General features: G+C 66.2%; 16 protein-coding genes. 4 read left to right on the forward strand and 12 right to left on the reverse strand.

The genetic code is table 11. The features are described 5' to 3' along the window. Positions 1–2 precede the first annotated feature (2 nt). Positions 3–2,195: a ComEC/Rec2 family competence protein gene (locus A6F68_RS10915; protein ID WP_084001800.1), complete on the reverse strand. Its 2,193-nt coding sequence runs from the start codon at positions 2,193–2,195 to the stop codon at positions 3–5. A gap of 29 nt (positions 2,196–2,224) precedes the next feature. Here A6F68_RS10915 and gltX point away from each other — a divergent pair, with 29 nt between their 5' ends. The 3 genes from gltX to A6F68_RS10930 are packed head-to-tail and all read left to right on the forward strand — an operon-like array spanning position 2,225 to position 5,157. Beyond that, complete coding sequence (gene gltX / locus A6F68_RS10920; protein ID WP_067679864.1) at positions 2,225–3,646, forward strand: glutamate--tRNA ligase; 1,422 nt, start codon at positions 2,225–2,227, stop codon at positions 3,644–3,646. Positions 3,647–3,657: 11 nt separating this feature from the next. Continuing rightward, positions 3,658–4,944 carry a citrate synthase gene (locus A6F68_RS10925; protein WP_067679865.1) on the forward strand — a complete coding sequence of 429 codons (1,287 nt, stop codon included), beginning with the start codon at positions 3,658–3,660 and terminating at the stop codon, positions 4,942–4,944. Between the two features lie 3 nt (positions 4,945–4,947). Then, on the forward strand, positions 4,948–5,157 hold the full coding sequence (locus tag A6F68_RS10930) for a hypothetical protein (RefSeq protein WP_067679867.1): 210 nt from the start codon (positions 4,948–4,950) through the stop codon (positions 5,155–5,157). 2 nt (positions 5,158–5,159) lie between these two features. Here the strand turns inward: A6F68_RS10930 and A6F68_RS10935 are convergent, their stop codons facing one another. The 4 genes from A6F68_RS10935 to A6F68_RS10950 all read right to left on the reverse strand — a co-directional run bounded on the left by A6F68_RS10935 (position 5,160) and on the right by A6F68_RS10950 (position 9,064). Then, positions 5,160–6,530 (reverse strand): sensor histidine kinase, encoded by a 1,371-nt coding sequence (locus A6F68_RS10935; protein WP_067679870.1) that lies wholly within the window; start codon positions 6,528–6,530, stop codon positions 5,160–5,162. 1 nt (position 6,531) lies between these two features. Then, positions 6,532–7,494, reverse strand: coding sequence for a hypothetical protein (locus tag A6F68_RS10940; RefSeq protein ID WP_067679873.1), 963 nt, complete (start codon positions 7,492–7,494; stop codon positions 6,532–6,534). A 34-nt stretch (positions 7,495–7,528) separates the two neighbouring features. Then, a complete protein-coding gene (locus A6F68_RS10945; RefSeq protein ID WP_157096719.1) occupies positions 7,529–8,689 on the reverse strand; it encodes a hypothetical protein in 1,161 nt (386 codons plus the stop codon). 72 nt (positions 8,690–8,761) lie between these two features. Continuing rightward, a complete protein-coding gene (locus A6F68_RS10950) occupies positions 8,762–9,064 on the reverse strand; it encodes a hypothetical protein (RefSeq protein ID WP_067679879.1) in 303 nt (100 codons plus the stop codon). Positions 9,065–9,134: 70 nt separating this feature from the next. Here A6F68_RS10950 and A6F68_RS10955 point away from each other — a divergent pair, with 70 nt between their 5' ends. Further along, the gene (locus A6F68_RS10955) at positions 9,135–11,765 is read left to right on the forward strand and encodes a coiled-coil domain-containing protein (RefSeq protein WP_067679882.1); all 2,631 of its coding nucleotides are present in this window, start codon (positions 9,135–9,137) and stop codon (positions 11,763–11,765) included. A 3-nt stretch (positions 11,766–11,768) separates the two neighbouring features. On the opposite strand, the gene A6F68_RS10960 is transcribed toward A6F68_RS10955, so the two are convergent. From A6F68_RS10960 to nuoL, 7 genes are read right to left on the reverse strand one after another with little or no spacing between them, the layout of a single operon-like run. Continuing rightward, positions 11,769–12,035, reverse strand: coding sequence for a DUF1467 family protein (locus A6F68_RS10960; RefSeq protein WP_067679885.1), 267 nt, complete (start codon positions 12,033–12,035; stop codon positions 11,769–11,771). Then, entirely contained in the window at positions 12,032–13,684 is a 1,653-nt protein-coding gene (locus A6F68_RS10965; RefSeq protein WP_232308126.1) for a ribonuclease J, read from the reverse strand. The genes A6F68_RS10960 and A6F68_RS10965 overlap by 4 nt, the downstream gene beginning before the upstream one ends. Further along, positions 13,681–14,457: a type III pantothenate kinase gene (locus A6F68_RS10970; protein WP_067679893.1), complete on the reverse strand. Its 777-nt coding sequence runs from the start codon at positions 14,455–14,457 to the stop codon at positions 13,681–13,683. The genes A6F68_RS10965 and A6F68_RS10970 overlap by 4 nt, the downstream gene beginning before the upstream one ends. A gap of 11 nt (positions 14,458–14,468) precedes the next feature. Next, positions 14,469–15,185 (reverse strand): biotin--[acetyl-CoA-carboxylase] ligase, encoded by a 717-nt coding sequence (locus A6F68_RS10975; protein ID WP_067679898.1) that lies wholly within the window; start codon positions 15,183–15,185, stop codon positions 14,469–14,471. 4 nt (positions 15,186–15,189) lie between these two features. Beyond that, positions 15,190–16,653 (reverse strand): NADH-quinone oxidoreductase subunit NuoN, encoded by a 1,464-nt coding sequence (gene nuoN / locus A6F68_RS10980; protein WP_067679901.1) that lies wholly within the window; start codon positions 16,651–16,653, stop codon positions 15,190–15,192. Next, entirely contained in the window at positions 16,653–18,212 is a 1,560-nt protein-coding gene (locus A6F68_RS10985; RefSeq protein ID WP_067679904.1) for an NADH-quinone oxidoreductase subunit M, read from the reverse strand. The genes nuoN and A6F68_RS10985 overlap by 1 nt, the downstream gene beginning before the upstream one ends. Next, complete coding sequence (gene nuoL, locus A6F68_RS10990; protein ID WP_067679907.1) at positions 18,212–20,251, reverse strand: NADH-quinone oxidoreductase subunit L; 2,040 nt, start codon at positions 20,249–20,251, stop codon at positions 18,212–18,214. Before nuoL ends, A6F68_RS10985 begins: the two co-directional genes overlap by 1 nt. Positions 20,252–20,258: the final 7 nt, after the last annotated feature.

Raw genomic sequence — 20,258 nt, forward strand, 5'->3', positions numbered from 1 at the left:
CGTTATCGCCCCCTGGCAGTCCACCACGGATGCTGACCCTGCCCGGCGGCAACCGTTTCGATCGTTTCGCTCCGCAAAACCACCGCGAGGCCGCCATTCTCCGACAGGAAGCGCCGATCGGCCTTCAACCAGCGCGGACGGCAACTCATCGGCAGGAAGCGATCCGCGACCACGATATCCGACTTCTCGCACGCCGCAGCGAGCGACCGCTCTTCGATGCGCGACCGGCTGCGAGCCATGAGCAGCGTCCAGGTGCGCCCTTCGCGTACGACATCCAGTGAACAGAAATCCGCACTGCATCGGGCATCGGGCCAGCGTTCGAGCGGCACCGGATCACCTTCCAACCCGGCAAGTTCGAGCAGGTTGTCTCGAGCGAAATCGCTGCGTCCTTCACGCAAGACCAGCAGGCGGTCACCCTCGCCGACAATTCCCACGTGACGCCCATCGTCACTCACGAGAACGTCGGGCGTTGGCGTAAAAAGAAGCGCTATCGCTCCCGCTCCAGAGGCCACCAGGCCAAGCAGGCGGGCCTTCCCGCGCCAGAGCGCAAGCCATAACCCCCCAGCGATGAACAGGGCGAAGGTGCCCCAACCCATTTGCGGCATCAGGCGCACCGCCCCGGGTTGGTCCGCGGTGAACCGCGCGATGGCGAGCAACAGCTCGAGCGATTGGCCTGCCAACCACCAAATCGGCGCCCCCAGGCCGAGCAGGTCGAGGAATAAGGCCAGCGCGATCAGCGGCATGGAAATGAAAGTCACCAGCGGAATGGCGACCACATTGGCGAGCGCGCCGTAGAAGCCTGCCCGGTGGAAATGGAACAGGACGATCGGCATGAGTGCGATTTCGATGACGAGCCCCGTCAGCAACAGCATCGCGGCACGTCTTCCGGCGCGGGCAATCCATCGCTCCTCGCGCGGGGCGAGAAATGCACGGACCGGCGCCGCCTCGTGCAAGGCGACGATCGCGATGACCGCCGAAAAGCTCATCTGGAAGCTCGGCCCGACGAGCGCTTCGGGCCACACGAGAAGGACGGCGAAAGCCGCAGTCGCCACCATCCGCATGGACAGCGGCTCTCGCCCCAGCGCCAGCGCGATGAGGACCAGCAGTGCACCGACGCAGCTGCGCACCGTGGGCACTTCCGCGCCGGTCAGCAGGGTATAGGCGATGCCAGCGCCGGCGGCGACCGCGGCGCCGACGAGCGGCAGGCGGACCCGCAGCACGAGCCATGGCCAAAGCGCGAGCAGGCGCACCGCCAGGACGTAGGCGGCGGCAATCACCGCGCTGACATGAACTCCGCTGATAGACAGGAGATGGGTGAGGCCGGAGTCCCTCATCGCCTCCTCATCGGCGATGGCGATCCCGCCGCGGTCGCCGCTCGCGAAGGCAGCCGCTATGGCACCGGCCGATCCGTCGAGCCGCGAGTGGACATGGGCTGACAGTGCCCGCTGCGCCCTTGCTATGGTGCCACCAGGCGGAGCGGGCTCTATCGTTTCGACCGGGCCCATCGCGCTCCCGGTGGCGGCAAGGCCCGCGAACCACGCCGTGCGGGCGAAATCGTAGGCGCCGGGCACCATCGGCGGACCGGGCGGCATCAGTCGCGCGCGGAGCCTGATACGGGCGCCCTCCTCAACACCGTCGCCGATCAGTTCGGGCGAAACATTCACGCGGATCTTCCGCGCCATTCCGCCCTCGGCATCGCGATAAGCCAGCGTCAGGCGAACCCGGCCCTCGGCAGGCCGGTCCTCGCGCGCGAGGACGCGGCCGTCGATCCAGCTGACCTGTGGGCGCGCCAGCGGCTCCGCCCCGACCAGTTCGGAGCGCGCCCAGACGAGCGCCAGGCCGAAGGCCGCCAGCATCGCCACTGCGATGGACGCGCGGCGCAAGTACGATCGCGTCTCCTTGCCGGCCCACAGAGCGGCCGCCGCGATAGCCGCGAGCGTCCATCCTGCGAGCCAGGCGAGCCAGGTTACAGGCGTCGGGAGGGCGAACCATGCCGCAATACCTGCGGCCAGGGCGACAGCGAGCCAGGGTGCCCGGTCAAATGCCGCACGTTCCAGAAACCGGTCTGCCAGGTCTGCCGCACTGGACAAGGGGCGCGCCTTGCGCCAAGGCCGCTGCAGTGCAGCATCGACCGTAGGGTCGCCCTTATCCCCATCGTCGGACAGGGGCACCAACGGCACTGTACCGGTCGCCATGAAACCATTGGATAAGGACGAGAATTCGGATGGCAAGCGATAGCGCAGGTGTGGTCACACGCTTTGCCCCTTCGCCGACCGGATTCCTCCACATCGGCGGTGCGCGCACTGCGCTGTTCAACTGGCTCTATGCCCGCCACCATGGCGGCAAGTACCTTTTGCGAATCGAGGATACCGACCGCGCGCGCTCGACGGAGCCTGCCATTGCGGCGATTTTCGACGGGCTGGGCTGGCTCGGCCTGGAAGGCGACGAGCCGGCGACGTTCCAGTTCGCCCGGTCCAACCGCCACGCGGAAGTTGCGCACGAACTCCTGGCGAAGGGTGCCGCCTATCGCTGCTACCTGACGCCCGACGAACTCGCCGAGCGCCGCGCGAAGGCGCAGGCCGAGCGGCGCACCTTCCGCATCGACAGCGAGTGGCGCGATGCCGATCCATCGTCCTGGCCGGCCGAAGCGCCTTACGTCGTGCGGATCAAGGCGCCCCGCGAAGGCGAAACCACGATCGAGGACGAAGTCCAGGGCCGCGTGACGGTCGCCAACAGCGAGCTCGACGATTTCGTCCTCCTGCGCTCTGACGGGACGCCGACCTACATGCTCGCGGTCGTGGTGGACGACCACGACATGGGCGTGACGCACGTCATTCGCGGCGACGACCATTTGAACAACGCGTTCCGCCAGATCGTCATCCTCGATGCGATGGGCTGGCAGGTGCCGGTCTATGCGCATGTGCCCATGATCCTGGGCGCCGACGGGGCGAAGCTGTCGAAGCGCCACGGCGCGGTCGGGGTCGATGCCTATCGCGACGAGATGGGCATGCTGCCGGAGGCGGTATTCAATTATCTGCTGCGGCTCGGCTGGGGTCACGGGGACCGCGAAGAGATCAGCCGCGAGGAAGCTATCGAGCTGTTCGATCTCGCGGGTGTCGGCAAGAGCCCTAGCCGGTTCGACCTCAAGAAGCTGCTGAACCTCAACGGCCACTACATCCGCGAAGCGGACGATGCCCGCCTTGCCTCGCTGGTCGCGCCGCTGATCGGCCCCGACGCCGACCTGGCACTCCTCACCGAAGCGATGCCCCAGCTCAAGTTGCGGGCAAAGGATGTGCACGAGCTCGCGGCCGGCGCGGCTTTCCTGTTCAAGCAGCGACCGCTCCAGATGGACGAAAAGGCCGCCGCGCTGCTCACCGACGACGCGCGCGCGCTGCTTGCAAGGATTTCTGCGCGTTTGAGCAGCGAAAGCGACTGGACCGTGGCCGCGCTTGAGGCCAATCTGAAGGGGTTCGCCGAGGAACAGGGGCTGGGACTCGGCAAGCTTGCACAGCCGATGCGCGCTGCGCTTACGGGGACGACCACGTCCCCCGGCATATTCGACGTTCTGGCCCTGCTCGGACGGGAAGAGGCTCTCGCGCGGCTTGACGCGCAGGTCGAACCGGCCGACGCGGACCACACTGCTTAAGGAGACCGGACATGGCGGACAAATCGGCGACGCTGACCTACGACAACAAGACCATCGAGCTTCCGGTGCTCGAAGGAAGTGTCGGACCGGAAGTCATCGACATCCGGAAACTCTATGGCCAGACCGGTGCCTTTACCTACGATCCGGGCTACAAGTCGACCGGAAGCTGCGAAAGCGCGCTGACCTACATCGACGGCGATGAGGGCATCCTGCTCCACCGTGGCTATCCGATCGGCCAGCTGGCCGAACAGTCGAACTTCATGGAAGTGAGCTATCTCCTCCTCAACGGCGAACTGCCGTCGAAGACCGAGCTCGACGATTTCAGCTACACGATCAGCCGCCACACAATGCTGCACGAGCAGCTGTCGACGTTCTACCGCGGTTTCCGGCGCGACGCCCACCCGATGGCGATCATGTGCGGCGTGGTCGGCGCATTGAGCGCATTCTACCACGACAGCACCGACATTTCGGACCCCGAGCAGCGCAAGATCGCCAGCCACCGGCTGATCGCGAAGATGCCGACGATCGCCGCGATGGCGTACAAGTATTCGGTCGGTCAGCCGTTCCTCTATCCCGACAACTCGTTAAGCTACACGGGCAATTTCCTGCGCATGACCTTCGGCGTGCCGGCGGAGCAGTATGAAGTCGTCCCGGCGGTCGAGAAAGCGATGGACCGCATCTTCATTCTCCACGCCGACCACGAGCAGAACGCGTCGACCTCGACCGTACGGCTCGCCGGATCGTCGGGCGCCAACCCCTTCGCTTGCATCGCGGCCGGTATTGCCTGCCTGTGGGGTCCCGCGCACGGCAGTGCGAACGAAGCGGCGCTGAACATGCTTCGCGAAATCGGCACGCCCGACAAGATTCCGCACTACATCGAGCGCGCGAAGGACAAGAACGATCCCTTCCGCCTGATGGGCTTCGGTCACCGCGTCTACAAGAACTACGATCCGCGCGCGACGGTCATGCAGAAGACCGTTCGCGAAGTGTTCGACGCGCTGAAAGTAAACGATCCGCTGTTCGAGACGGCCCTGCGGCTCGAGGAAATGGCGCTCAGCGACGACTACTTCAAAGAGAAGAAGCTGTTTCCCAACGTCGATTTCTACTCGGGTGTCATCCTCTCGGCGATCGGATTCCCGACGACGATGTTCACTGCCCTGTTCGCGCTCGCCCGCACGGTCGGCTGGGTCGCCCAGTGGAACGAGATGATCTCCGATCCCGGCCAAGTCATCGGTCGCCCTCGCCAGCTCTACACCGGGCCGACCGCGCGCGACTACGTGCCGGTCGAAAAGCGCTAGCCGATGGCTGCCCTGCGCGCGGTTCTGATGGTGGTCGGCCTTTTGCTGGCCGTGTTCGGGACGTTCTTTGCGCTACAAGGAGCAGGCGTGATCATGTGGCCCGCGGAAAGCTTCATGCTCGCGAACCGCAACTGGGTGACCAACGGCCTCGTCATCGCCGCCTTCGGACTGCTGCTGGTGTGGCTGTCGCGCAGGGTCCGCCCGCGCGGCTGAGCTCAGTCCGCGGCGGGCAGGTCGAGCGTAAATCGCGCGCCTTCGCCTGGCGTACTCTCTACGGTCAGATCGCCATGCATCGCTCGCGCTAGCTTGCGCGAGATATAAAGGCCCAGGCCCGAGCCGCCGTCTCCCCCGCGTCCCAGACGCTCGAATTTGTCGAACACGCTGGAGAGCTTGTCGGCGGGGATTCCGGGACCTTCATCGCGCACCACCGCCCGCGCCCGGTCGCCCTCGCGAGCAACCTCGATATGCACGGTCGTGCCGCCGGGAGAATAGGCGATCGCGTTGCCGATCAGGTTGAGAAGTACCTGCAGAACACGGCGGAACTCGCCTGTCGCGGGAACCGAGATCCCGTCGTCTGGCGCGACAAGCGTGGTCCCTCGCTCGCGTGCGCGTACGCCAAGGATACCGACAGCACGGCGTGCGACGTCGGCAAGGTCGATTCGGTCGGGAGCCGTGCGAAAGTCGTCGGCCTCGACAATCTCGAGGTCCGACAGATCGTCGATCAGCGAAAGCAGGTGCTGGCCGGCAGCCGCGATGTCAGCAGCGTAGCTGCTGTATTCTTCGGCGAGCGGCCCCGCGAGGCGCGAGCGGATCGTCTCGGCGTTAGCGATGATCCGCGCGATCGGCTGGCGCAACACGGGTGTCAATTCCCGCCCGAACGATGGAGTGGCGCGCGAGGGCTCCTCGGAAGCCAAAATTGCTGCGGGCAACGGCGCATCCGCCACCAGCAGGAGTTCGAAACCCGCGCTGCCGGGATCGGGACGCCCCAGCGGCACCAGCGTTACCGTCCAGCCGCGTTTAGAGCCCGGGATGACGCAGCGCGTCCCGTCGAGCAGCCGCCAATGGAGCGGCGGACGATGCGCGAGCTCGGGCAATTCAACGAACTCGGTCCAGGGCTTCCCCGGGTTCTCCCGCATCGCGCGGGCGAGGCCGGCCAGGTCCGATGCAGACGTGTCGAAGGCCAGGACACCCTGGTCTGGCGCAAGCCGCGCGGTAAGCTCGGCAACAGCGCGGTCGATCGCGATCCTGAGGGCCGATGCCTCGTCTTCCGAAGGCGCGGGACGCGGGCTGGTCGACCAGGCTCCCACCGCGATCGAGCAACCCCCGGCTTCACCCTCGCTTTCGGGCTCGATCTCGACCCATGCACGGACGGTGTCTTCTCCGTCGAGCGCCTCGATCGTGCGCGCCAGCCTAAGCCCCAGCCGACGCGACTTGCGGACGAGTTCGAGCAAGGCGGGCACCGCCACCGTGCCGGGCAATTCTCCGCCGCAACGGCGGTGAAGTCCTGCCAAAGGCTCGTCGGCTTCGATCAGCCTGTCGGCCGCATCGGTGCGTGCACGAGCAAGGACGACACCCTGGGAGGCCATGTCAGGCCACCGAGCTCCGCCCGGACGCGCCGAGCATGGCGGCAGCCCGGTCGGCGCGAAGCAGATCGAACCCCTCGGGCAGCGATACGTCTGGATGCAGGTGCAGGAACTGTTCCTCGACTTCGCGAGGCTTGAGCCCGGCGGCGCGCAGCGAAAGCGCCAGGCGCGCAAGTTGCTTGTCGTTTGTCGCGACGACCGCGAGGTCCCTGTCGAAGCGGGACGACGAAGCGATGGCGCTGAGAAACAGCGCAACGCCGGAATGGCCTACGGAAAGTGCGGCCCGGGCCCCCGGCCCCATTCCGGTGACGAGGCGCGACAACAGGCCGATCCGGCTTGCGCTTTCGCTGTAATCGCGGCGGAAGGATTGGACCGCGCGCTCCACGCTCGCTCGCTCCCCCTCGTCCGCCAGCTGGATCCACTTCGCGAGGACGGCATCGAACAGGTCGGCCGGCAGCTCGCCGATCGGAAGCTCCATACGGCGCTGGCTCTGGACGAAACGGGCCTGCGCAGCCAGCGCCGCCATCGCGGTCGCGGCGGTCGCTCCGTCTTCGGATGCGATCAAGGCCTGCAGAAGCGGGGAAAGAACCGGGTCGATCGCCGAGCGCTTTTCCAGACGCGCGGAAAGCTGCGACTCCATCGCGAGCGCGTGACAGTGCGAGACCAGCCGCGCATCGGTAAGCAGGGATTGCGTCAGGCCTTCGCATTGGCGCTCGGCAACGCCGTGCGGATCGGGCGAGGTGTCCTGCTCGGCCTTCGCGACGAGCAGCTGGCGCGCCACATCCCACACCATTCCGCGCACGCGGCTGACAATCTCGTCGCTGAACAGCGAATGGTCGTGATTGGCGAGCAAATGGCCCAGTACAGGCCCAATCGTGCCGATCACGACGTCCCCATGCGCCAGCTCATCGCGCAGGACCGCTTCTACGGGCGCTTCGCTCGACTGCATCATCACTGCTTCACTCATGAACCGGCCATAGCGGGCCGTGGTTAAACCTGCGTTAGCTTCGTGGGCGGGGCCAGAAAATACGTGCCGCTAGCGCTGCAAGGCCTACCGCGGCCATCGCAGGCACGAACCCCTGGCCCACTGCCGCCAGGAAAAGTACTGAAAAGACGAGGATACGATCGCCCAGCGGCCGGATGGGCTTTTGCGCGCCCTCCTCGCGAGCCAGCCTGATGGCTCCGACAAGGACAAGGGCCACGAACGGCGCATGCCATCCGGCAAATTCCTGCGGACTGGCGGCGACGGCGACGAGAGACAGGTCGAGCGCGGCATCACGCAGTTCGATGTATCGCCGGCGCGGCTCTTTGCCCGCGCCTGCCCGCGCAAACCGCCCCAGCCGTTCGCCCACCTCGCTCGCCAGCGTTCCAAAGGCCAGCGCGGCCAGGCCGCCGACCGTCATGCCGAGATATCCGGCGATCCCGCCCGCAACGGCAAGGGTCGCTCCGCCAATGGCAATGGACGGCGCCACCGCGGGTCGATCGGCTGTTCGAGGGAGAACGGACCGGGCCAGAAAGTGCGCGAGCATCTCGCCCGGGCGGTCGATCGCGGGGGTTGGGACATGGCGGGATTGCCAGGCCATTTCCATTCTCTGCGCCGCGCCGCTGTCTCCCAGAAGTGCCCACCGCCCCTCGTCGAGCCAGCGCTCGGGCACCTCTACACAGCGCCCTCCGCGCTGGAGCGCAATGCGCAACAGGCCCGCAATGGGATCGGCGTCAGGCGGTAACAGGGTCAGCGCCTCGACAGCATCGCCACGCGTCGCCAGCACTCCGCCCCAGGCACGGTCGCGGTCGATCCGTTCGAAACCGCGTTCGACCGCGCCTTCGGCCGGGAGCGACGCAATCCCCGCCCTCGCCCCGAGCGCCTGGTTGAGCCATTCCCTGTCGGGCAGGATGCCGGGCGCAAAAACGAACAGGGTGTCGGCTGCACTGATCAGACCAGACAAAGCACGGGCGTGGGAAACGGCGCTGAACCGCGCATCCCTGCCCTCGGCTTCGCGCTGAAGGGCTCCCAGGGTCGCTCCGGGACCTTCGGCGAGGCACACGATCCGTTCGCAGCCTAGCGCAAGCGCCGCCTGCAACTGGTGCCATGCGATCGGCCGACCGCCAAGCTTGACGGGTTCCCCGCCCTCATCCGTGATTGCCATCAGCGCGACCCGCACGCGCACACTCCCCGCCAGACGTTGAGCGCGGCAGACTAGGGAGCCGGTATCGGGTTGACTAGGGGGCCGGGGTCAGCCCCCGACGAAGCGTTCGCGGAACAGTTCGATCCGCCGCACGACCGACGGATCGCCGGGTGCGCCGTCCGCCGCTTCGTCGGCAAGATGGATCAGTTCGTCGGCATGGAAGCTGGCGGCCAGCCCCTTGAGGCGCTGGGCAGCGACAGTCCAGTTGCCGTCGCAGCGGGCGCGCTTCAGCAAGTCCAGCTGGCGATCGAGGCTTTCGCGAAAGGCGTCGCGCAGCTCGCGCAGAAGCGCCGGATCCTCCCCGGCAGCCGCGGCTATCGTCGCGTCAAAGGCACCATTCTCGTAAGCCATCGACCCGCTTTTAGCGCGGCGATCATTAAGACTCTGTTGAACATGACTGGAATCGTGTAGATTCTCGGGAATGAGCGGGGGATCTCACATCCGGGCAGTCGGCCCCGGAAGCGGCGCGGATGCGCCTGGCGAAGCTACGCGTTCGGTCGACGAACCGCTGACGCTGGAGGAAGGCTGGGCGGAACAAGGGCCCGTGGAGGAGTACTGGGAGGAGCCGGCCCCGCGCCGCTTCACCGGCTGGCTGGTGCCGACACTCGCTGTGATCGCGGTCGTGGGCTGGACTGCGTTTTTCGCCTGGGCCAACCGCGCTACCCTGGCGAGCGGCGTGACACCCCAAGCCGGAACGCAGCTGGTCGTCGACTGGGCCGTGCCGGTTCTTCTGGTCGTTTCGCTGGTCCTGCTCGCTCTCCGCCTCAGTGTGCGTGAGGCAGGCCGGTTTACGGACGCGGCACTATCGCTTCGCACGGAATCCGCCGCGCTTGAAAGCAGGTTGTCGGTGGTCAACCGCGAGCTCAGCCTCGCGCGTGAATTCCTCGCCGCGCAAAGCCGTGAGCTCGAAACACTCGGACGGATCGCTGCGCAGCGTATTTCGGAACACGCCGACCGGCTCCAGACCCTCGTTCACGACAATGGAGCGCAAGTCGATGCGATCGCCGGCGTCAGTCGCGCCGCGCTCGAGAACATGGAAAAGCTGCGGGACGACCTTCCGGTCATCGCCAACGCCGCGCGCGACGTTTCGAATCAAATTGGGGCGGCGGGAAATACCGCGCATGGCCAGCTCGACAGCCTGGTTGCCGGCTTCACGAGGCTCAACGAGTTTGGTCTCGCCAGCGAGCGCCAGGTCGCTTCGCTGCGAGCGAAGGTCGATGCCGCCATCGCCGGTTTCGAAGCACAGGCGGCACAGCTAGACGATGTAGCGGGCGCGCGTTTCGCCGCGCTGCGCGAGAAGAGCGACGCCTTCCGCGCCGAACTCGACGGGCGCGAGGTCGAAGCGCTCGCCGCCATGCGGCACCGCGCCGACCGCCTGCGCGAGGAGGTCGGGAGCGTTTCCGAGGCTCTCGAGCGCAGCGAGGAAGAGCTGCTCCGCTCGTTGCAAGCACGTATCTCCAGCGTGCGCGAAGGCGCGGATACCGTGTCCGCGAGCCTTGGCGGCGCCGAGCGCGAAGCTATCGATTTGTGGAACCAGCGGATCGAAACGCTCAAGTCCGATCTCGAAGCCGCGATCCGCCACGTCGAATCCGTCGACATGGCGGCCAAGACCGGTGCGCAGCAGCGGCTGGCGATCATCAGTGACGAAGCGAGCCTGGTCGATGCCAAGCTCACCGAATCGCACGGCCTTTTCGTCTCCGAGATCACCAAGCGCCGAAGCGAAGCGACCGACCTTGCGGAAGAGCAGGCTGCAAAGGTCAACGCGCTGCTGGCCGATATCGATGCCGGGATCGCCGGCCGCAGGGAAGATCAGGAAGCCCGCTCGCGCGAATTGCTCGCGCAGAGCGAAGCGGTCGCCGCCCGTCTCGACGAACTGGCCAAGGAGATGGGAGCCGCCGCCGAACAGGGCCGCGAGGCCGAAAACATCCTCACCGCGGCCATCACCGCGCTGGGCGAAAGGCTTGGGTCGAGCCGCGAAGCGCTGCGCGATACCGACCGCATGGTGGCCGAGCTTACCGACGCGAGCGTGCGCCTGCTGGAACTCATTCGGGCAAGTGCCGAACACAGCAAGGCCGATCTTCCGGCGGCATTGTCCGATGCCGAGAGCCGTCTTGCCGAACTCGGCGAGCGAGGCACAGCGCTTGGCCTGATGCTGGCGGGCGCGGGCGACAGGAGCCGCGAGGTTTCGGACTACGTCATCTCGGCGCAGCGGAACAGCACTGCGGCCATGGAAACGCTCGCGGAACTGCAGACGCAAGTCGCGCAAGGAAGCCAAAGCGAAGCCGCGCGCATCGCAGCGCTGCGCGAGCAACTCGCCGCGCTTGCCCGTGACAGCGAGGCTGCCTCCGCCCAGGCGCAGGGTACCTTGCGCGAAGCCATCGCGACCCTTGCGGACGAGGCCCGCTCCGCAGTTGCATCGATCGACGAAGCCGCAAGCGGCCGGATCGAGGCGATCGCTTCCCGCATCGCGGGAGAAACGAACGAGGCCCTGGATCGCGCCCTTCGAGAGCGTGTCGGATCGGCGCTCGCCGAGATCGAAGCGACGGCGGCCAAAGCTGCCGGTGCCGGACGCGAGGCTGCACTCCAGCTGCGCGACCAGCTCGCGAAGGTCAGCGAACTTGCCGCCAACCTCGAAAGCCGCGTGGCGCTCGCCCGGCAGCGCGCAGAAGAGCAGGTCGACGGGGACTTCTCCCGGCGGGTCGCGCTCATCACCGAGAGCCTCAACTCGAACGCGATCGACATCGCCCGCGCCCTTTCGGCGGATGTCACCGACACGGCTTGGGCCAGCTACCTGCGCGGAGACCGGGGCATATTCACCCGCCGCGCGGTGCGCCTGCTCGAACCGGCCGAGGCGCGCGACATCGCGGAACTCTACGATGCGAACGGCGACTTCCGCGAACACGTCAATCGTTACATCCACGATTTCGAGGGCATGCTCCGCACCATGCTGTCGACACGTGACGGCCACGCGATCGGCGTCACCCTGCTGTCGAGCGACATGGGCAAGCTCTACGTGGCGCTGGCGCAGGCGATCGAGCGCCTGCGCGACTGACACTCAGTTCGCGGTCACGATCCCGAAGGTCGCCGGGGTAACCCACCCGTTGACGTGATTCGCCACCCATAGCGCAGTGAGCACTGCGGATAGAACCGTGGCGCGCACCACGATCTTGCGCGGCTGGAAGTTGGCCGGAGCGCTGTCGGCTTGGCCCGGGACCTTCTCGATCCCCAGTTCCTCGTGCGTCTTCACGCCGAACGGCAGAAGGATGAACGCGCAAGCGACCCAGAACAGCACGTAGATCGCCACGACAGAGGTCCAGTTCACGCCGCCTCTCCCGGAACGATGACACGCACCTGCGGGCGCTTGCCGCACCAGCGGCCCGCGGCCCGGCGGGCAGCGAGGCGCGCAGCCTCGACCAGCGAATCACGGTCACGCGCCGCTGGTCCGCGCAGCTTTCCGAGCGCTTGCGCCACGTCGGATTCGGCCTCCGCCACGAAGGCGGCGTAGTCCTCGTCGAGGGGCAGGCCGACCCCTTCGACGAAAATGCCGCCCTTGGCCCCGATCACCACGATCACGACGCCTTCGCGCGCGATGCGGCGGCGCATGACGATCGCGTCGCCATCGGCCGGTGCGATGATGTCGCCATCGAGCACGAGGCGACCGCTGCGGACTTCGGCGAGCTTGCCGGGTTTGCCGGGCGCGAGGCGGACGAGATCGCCGTTCTTCTGCACGACCACCTGGGGAATGCCGCTTGCCTTGCCCAGGCGCGCCTGCTCGGCCATGTGGCGCATCTCGCCGTGGACCGGCACGAGGATCTGCGGCCTGAGCCATCCATAAAGAGCTTCGAGCTCCGGTCGCCCGGGGTGGCCGGAAACGTGGATCATGCTCTGCCGGTCGGTCACCATCACGATCCCGCGTTCGGCGAGGAGGTTCTGGATGCGACCGATGGCGAGCTCGTTGCCGGGGATCTGGCGGCTGGAAAACAGAACGACGTCGCCCGAGGTGAGCTCGATGGGGTGCTGCTCCTCGGCTATGCGCGCGAGCGCCGCCCGCGGCTCGCCCTGCCCTCCGGTGGCGATGATCAGCACCTCGCCGCGCGGCAGGCCCATCGCGTTATCGAAATCCACCGTCTCGGGGAACTCCGCGAGATAGCCTGCGTCCTGTGCCACCTCGATGATGCGATCGAGCGAACGCCCTGCCACGCAAAGCTTACGTCCGGTCGCATCGGCGACCGCGCCGAGGGTGTGCAGGCGCGCGACGTTGCTGGCGAAAGTCGTCACCAGGACGCGGCGACCCGTCCACTTGGCGACCTCCTCGTGCAGCGCACGGTAGACTGCACCTTCCGAACCGCTCTCGGCGGGATTGAATACGTTGGTGGAATCGCAGACCAGCGCAAGGATACCCTCGTCGCCCAGTTCGCACAGCTCCTCCTCGGTCGTCGGCTCGCCGATGATCGGTTCCTCGTCGAGCTTCCAATCGCCGGTATGAAAAACCCGGCCGTAAGGCGTCTCGATCAGCAAGGCGTGGCCCTCTGCGATCGAGTGCGCGAGCGGCACATAGGAGATGCCGAAGGGACCGAGCTGGAACCGTTCGAGATCATCAACCACGACGAGTTCGACCGAATTGGCGATGCCCGCCTCTTCCAGCTTGCGCGTCACGAGATCGGCAGTGAACGGTGTCGCGTAAAGCGGCACGCCCAGCTCCGCGGCGAAGTAAGGAACCGCGCCGATGTGGTCCTCGTGCGCGTGGGTCAGGACGATTCCCTCGAGTGCGCCGGCGCGTTCCTCGATGAATTCGAGATCCGCGAAGACCAGGTCGACGCCCGGGTACTCGTTACCGCTGAAGGTCATCCCGAGGTCGACCATCAGCCAGCGGCCCTGGCAGCCATAGAGATTGACGTTCATGCCGATCTCGCCCGAGCCACCGAGCGCAAGGAACAGCAGTTCGTCCTCTGGTGCGAAGTCCCTTTTCACTTCGTTGCGCGCTCCGCCAGGATTGCCAGCCCGTCCAGCGTGAGATCGGTGTCGACGTGGTCGAAGATGTCGGTGTGTTCGTCGAACAGGATTGCCAGACCACCGGTGGCGACGACCTTGGCCGGACGGCCGATTTCCGCGCGCATTCGGGCGATCAGGCCCTCCATCATGGCGACATAACCCCAGAAGACTCCGATCAGCATCTGGTCTTCGGTGTTGGTGCCAATGACGCTGTGCGATCGCGGCGCCTCGATCGCGATGCGCGGCAGCTTGGCCGTGTTGCCGACGAGGGCGTCCAGCGAGAGGTTGAGCCCCGGGCAGATGATCCCGCCCTTGTATGCACCGGTGAAGTCTACTGCGTCGAAGGTCGTCGCGGTGCCGAAGTCGACGACAATCAGGTCGCCTTCGTACTTGGCATGGGCGGCGATGGTGTTGAGGGCGCGGTCCGTGCCGAGCGACCGGGGCTGGTCGACGTCGACCGAAATGCCCCAGTCTGCCGCCCCTTCTCCCGCGATCAGCGGCGTCATGCCGAAGTACTTCTCGGCCAGGACGGTCAGGTTGTGGATCGCGCGCGGGACCACCGATCCGACGATAAGCTGGGTGATATCCTCCCGCTTGAAACCCTCGATCTCGAGCAACTGGAGCAGCCATACGGCGTACTCGTCGCCGGTACGGCGGGGGTCGGTCGCGATGCGCCAGCGCGCGCGAATTTCGCGCCCGTCGAAAAGCGCGAAGACCACATTGGTGTTGCCGACATCGGCAGCGAGCAGCATGGCGGTGTTCCTTACCCCAGCGAGACGTCGCCGGCGTGGATAGGCCGGGTTGTCCCGTCTTCCAAGCGCAGCAGCAGCGTACCGGTCTCGTCGAGACCGGCGAATGTGCCCGAAACCGTCGATCCGCCCGGTTCCTGCACCGTCAAAGACGCGCCGTGCCGGTGCGCGGCCGCCTGCCAGCGGCGCAGAAGCGGCGCAAGCCCCACGGTGCGCCACCGATCGAGTTCACGGTCGAAAGCGGTTGCCAGCGCCTCGGCGAATTGGTCGCGGTCGGGCGACGGGCCCAGAGTGGACAGGGCGATCGTCTCACGTCCATCAACCTGCGGCGCGGCGGCCAGGTTGACCCCGATGCCGACCACGACCGCGTCACCTTCCCGCTCGAGCAGGATGCCGGCCAGCTTGGCCCGGCCGACAAGCAGATCGTTGGGCCACTTGAGCGACAGCGCGGATGGGTCGGCCAGCATGGGCGCGACCGTTTCATACAGCGCGACCCCGGCCAGCAATGCAAGCGTCGGTGCCGGCGGATCGTGCGGTCCGGGCCAGACGATGGTCGAGCCCATGAAATTGCCGCGACCGTCGAACCAGGTCCGCCCCTGCCGCCCTCGCCCGGCGGTCTGGCGGTCGGCGACGAGCCACTCGCCTTCGGCCACGCGTGCGCCGTCGCGGATCGCGGCGATGAGGTCGGCGTTGGTCGAGCCTGTCTCGGCGACGAAGCGGATCGTTGCCAATTACTCAGGCGGCCAGGAACAGCGCGGCCGAAGCCTTGTCGGCCAGGCCGCCGAGCCATCCGGTCAGCAGGTAGCCGAGCGGCGAAATGAACACGGTGCTGACCACGAGCAGCGCCCAGTGCGCCCAGTCGTTGGGCCCCTTCACCTTGTCCGCCGGCTCGTCGAAGAACATGACCTTGCCGACCTTGAGGTAATAGAACGCGCCGATGACACTCGCGGCGATGGCAATCGTCGCGATGGCGATCATTCCGGCATCGACGGCGGCCTGGAACACGACCAGCTTGCCCCAGAAACCGAACAGCGGCGGGATACCGGCAAGGCTGAGCATGAGCAGCAGAAGGCACCATGCGATCGCCGGGCTGGTACGGCTGAGGCCGGCCATGTCCGTGATCGATTCGACCTGGTTGCCGTCAGCGTCGCGCAGCATCAGCACCGCGACGAAGCTTCCGACCGACATCGCGACGTAGATCGCGAGATAGACGAGCATTGCGCTCGCGCCCTCGGGTGTGGCTGCGGCAAGACCTACAAGGATGAAGCCGACGTTGTTGATCGATGAATAGGCGAGCAGGCGCTTGATGTTGTCCTGTCCGATCGCACCCAATGCACCGACGACGATCGAGGCCAGCGCGGCGAAGGTCACCACCTGGCGCCAGGCGTCGCTCTGGGCCCCGAACGCATCGAGAGATACGCGCATCAGCAGCGCGACGGCCGCGACCTTGGGAGCGGTCGCGAAGAACGTCGTCACCGGGGTCGGCGCGCCCTCGTAGACGTCGGGCGTCCACATATGGAAGGGCACCGCGGCGATCTTGAAAGCAAGACCCGCGAGAACGAAGATCACCCCGAACAGCGCGCCGGTCGACATGCCGCTTTCCAGAACCGCGCGGATCCCCGCGAAGCTGGTCGTGCCGGTGAAGCCGTAAGTCAGGCTCATGCCGTAGAGCAGGATGCCGCTCGCGAGCGCACCCAGCACGAAGTACTTGAGGCCCGCCTCTTCCGAACGCGAATCCACACGCAGGAAAGCCGCAAGGACGTAGGCCGCGAGGCTGTTCATCTCGAGCCCGATGTAGAGCGTCATCAGGTCGCCGGCGGAGACCATGATGCTCATGCCGAGGACTGCGAAGACGATCAGCACGGGGTATTCAGCGCGCATCGCGTTCCAGCGGTCGAAGAACCGCGGGGCGATCATCAGGCTGGCGGCGCCGGCAGCGTAGATCAGCATCTTCGCGAATGCGGCGAACGCGTCGGCGCGCATCTGGCCGAAGAACGCCTCGGTCCCGGCGCCGGCGTTTCCGCCGCACAGGACCGGCGCGGTCAGGGCCGCGGCTGCAACGAGAACCGCGACCGATGCGATCGAGATCGCCTTGCTCGCCTTGTCGCCCATCCACGCTGCGGCGAGCAGCAGGATGAGCCCGCCTACGCTGAGGAGGACCTCGGGCGCGACGAGGCGAAGGGACAGGGAATAGTCCATCAGTGGCCCTCCCCTTCAGCCGCTTCATGGTGCGGCATCGCGTTCGCGGCTTTGGTCCGCACCTGTTCGGGCCGGGCTTCGGCGGGCTTGCTGTCCCCTTCGGGCGCGGCGCGCGAAAGGCGTGCGTCGAGGGCGGCGATGTCCTTGCGCATGGGTGCGAGGAAACTTTCGGGATAGACGCCCATCCACAGCACGGCGGCAGCGATCGGCGCGAGCATGGCCCATTCGCGGGCATTAAGGTCAGGCATGGCCGCGGCGTCGGCGTTCTTCTGCACGCCGAACGCAACGCGCCAGTAGAGATAGAGCATGTAGGCCGCACCCAGGATGATGCCCGTGGTGCAGACCAGCGTGACCCACGTCGACACCTGGTAGATGCCCGCAAGGCTCAGGAATTCGCCGACGAAGCCGCTGGTGCCGGGAAGCCCGATGCTGGCCATCGTGAACAGCATGAAGAACAGCGCGTAGTAGGGCATGTTGATCGAAAGGCCGCCGTAGCGGTCGATTTCGCGCGTGTGCAGCCTATCGTAGATGACGCCGACGCAGAGGAACAGCGCGCCCGATACCAGCCCGTGGCTCAGCATCACGATCATCGCGCCTTCCAGCCCCTGCACGTTGAAGGCGAACAGGCCCACCGTGACGATCGCCATGTGGGCGACCGAGGAATAGGCGATGAGCTTCTTCATGTCGTGCTGGACCAGCGCGATCAGGCTGGTGACGACCACGGCGATCATGCTGAGCGCAAAGATCAGCCAGGCAAGCTGCGCGCTCGCTTCGGGGAACATCGGCAGGCTGAACCGGATGAAGCCGTAGCCGCCCATCTTCAGCAGCACGCCCGCCAGGATCACCGAACCCGCGGTCGGCGCCTGGACGTGTGCGTCGGGCAGCCAGGTGTGCACCGGCCACATCGGCATCTTGACGGCGAAGCTCGCGAAGAACGCCAGCCACAGCCACGTCTGAGCCGCGGGGTCGAAGTCGTACTGCATCAGCGTCGGGATGTCCGTCGTCCCGGCTTCCCCGATCATCCACAGCATCGCGACCAGCATCACGACCGAGCCGAGCAGCGTGTAGAGGAAGAACTTGTAGCTCGCGTAGATGCGGTCCTTGCCGCCCCAGATGCCGATGATGAGGTACATCGGGATCAGGCCGGCTTCGAAGAAGATGTAGAACAGCAGCAGGTCCTGCGCGGCGAACACGCCGATCATCAGCAGTTCCATGAACAGGAACGCCGCCATGTATTCGCCGACGCGCTTCTCGATCGATTCCCAGCTGGCGAGGATGCAGATCGGCATCAGGAATACGCTGAGCACGATCAACAGCAGCGCGATGCCGTCTATCCCGAGCGCATAGCTGAAGCCCGCGAACAGCTCGGCCCGTTCTGTGAACTGCCATTGCGCGCCGCCGATATCGTAATTCACCCAGAGCAGTATGCCGAGAGCGAGGTTCGCCAGCGTGGCAATCAGCGCGACCATGCGCGCGGCCTTCGCTTCGAGGAAGAAGCAAGCGAGCCCCGCCACGAGCGGCACGAGGAGCATCAGCGAAAGGATCGGAAAGCCCCCCATCAGACCAGTACCCAGGTAATCGCGGCGACAAGGCCGATGAGCATCCACAGCGCGTAGGTATTGAGGAAACCCGACTGGAAGCGCTTGGCGCCCACCGTGCCCTGCGCAACCACCCAGGCCGCGCCATCGGGCCCGAAGCGATCGATGACCCCCTCGTCGCCAATCTTCCAGAACTTGCGGCCGAGCCAGAACGCCGGCTTCACGAACACGACGTTATAAAGCTCGTCGAAGTACCATTTGTTGTAGAAGAACCGGTAGACCGGTCCGATCTGCTCGGCGGCGCGGCGCGGCATGTCGGTGTCGCGGATGTAGCCGAGCCAGGCGAACGCGAGGCCGATCAGCATCACGAACGTCGCCGTCAGCTTCACCCAAAGCGGCACGGCGTGCATCGCGTGGATGAGATCCTCGTTGTAGAAGATCGAACCCTGCCAGAAGCCGGCGTCGTCGAGGAAGGCGTGGCTGAATACCCAGCCCGCGAACACCGCGCCCAGGCTCAGGACGCCGAGCGGGATCAGCATCGAGAGCGGGCTCTCGTGCGGATGATAGCCTGCGGTGCCATCGCCATGCGCGGCATGGTCATGCGCATGGTCATGGCCGGCGTCCTCGTCCGAGGGATGATCGTGATGGTGCCCGTGAACCGCGTGCTGGATGTGCTCGCTGCCCGCCCAGCGCGGCTTGCCGAAGAACGTGAGGAACACGAGCCGCCACGAATAGAAGCTGGTCAAAAGCGCCGCGATCGCGCCGAGCCAGAAGGCGAAGTGGGCCATCTCGGTCCCGCGGCCCCATGCCGCCTCGAGGATGGCGTCCTTCGAGTGGAAGCCGGCAAAGCCCGCGTGCAACCAGTAGATACCCACGCCCGTGATGGCGAGCGTACCGGCGGTCATGGCCCAGAAAGTCAGCGGGATGTGCTTACGCAGGCCGCCGTAATAGCGCATGTCCTGCTCGTGGTGCATCGCGTGGATCACGCTGCCAGCGCCGAGGAACAGCAGCGCCTTGAAGAAGGCGTGCGTGAACAGGTGGAACATCGCCGCGCCATAGGCGCCGACGCCTGCGGCGAAGAACATGTAGCCTAGCTGCGAGCAGGTCGAATAGGCGATGACCCGCTTGATGTCCCACTGCGTGGTGCCGACGGTCGCCGCGAACAGGCAGGTCGCCGCACCGATGAAGGTCACGAACATCAGCGCGATCGGAGCCGCCTCGAACATAGGCGACAGGCGGCAGACCATGAATACGCCCGCGGTGACCATCGTCGCGGCGTGGATCAGCGCGGACACGGGGGTGGGGCCCTCCATCGCGTCGGGGAGCCAGGTGTGCAGGCCCAGCTGCGCCGATTTGCCCATCGCGCCGATGAACAGGAGGATGCAGAGCACATCCATCGTGTCGACGCGGTAGCCGAGGAACCCGATCGTCGCCCCCGCCATGCCGGGTGCCGCAGCGAGGATTTCGCTGATCGAGACCGTGCCGAACACCAGGTACGTGCCGAAGATGCCGAGCATGAAGCCGAGGTCGCCCACGCGGTTGACCACGAAGGCCTTGATCGCTGCGGCGTTCGCGCTGGGCTTCCTGAACCAGAACCCGATGAGGAGGTAACTGGCGAGGCCGACGCCCTCCCATCCGAAGAACATCTGGACCAGGTTGTCCGCCGTCACCAGCATCAGCATCGCGAAGGTGAAGAGGCTAAGGTAGGCGAAGAACCGCGGCTGGTCCGGGTCCTCTTCCATGTACCCCCAGCTGTAGAGGTGGACGAGCGCCGAAACGGTGGTGATGACCACCAGCATGACCGCGGTCAGCGTGTCGACGCGCAGTGCCCAGTCGAAGCTCATCGCGCCCGACTGGACCCACTGGAGAACCGGCACGACGGTCGGCTCGTAAGTCCCGCCGACGAAGCCGAGGAAGATCGGCCAGCTCAAGGCGCACGACAGGAAGAGCGCGCCGGTGGTGATCGACTTGACCACCGTATTGCCGAGCATGCGGTTGCCCAGCCCGCCGATCACGGCAGCCAGCAAGGGTCCGAAGACGATGATCAGGATCGGATGCACGGGTCCG

Origin of the sequence: Tsuneonella dongtanensis (assembly GCF_001698205.1) — a bacterium.
Classification (GTDB): domain Bacteria; phylum Pseudomonadota; class Alphaproteobacteria; order Sphingomonadales; family Sphingomonadaceae; genus Tsuneonella; species Tsuneonella dongtanensis.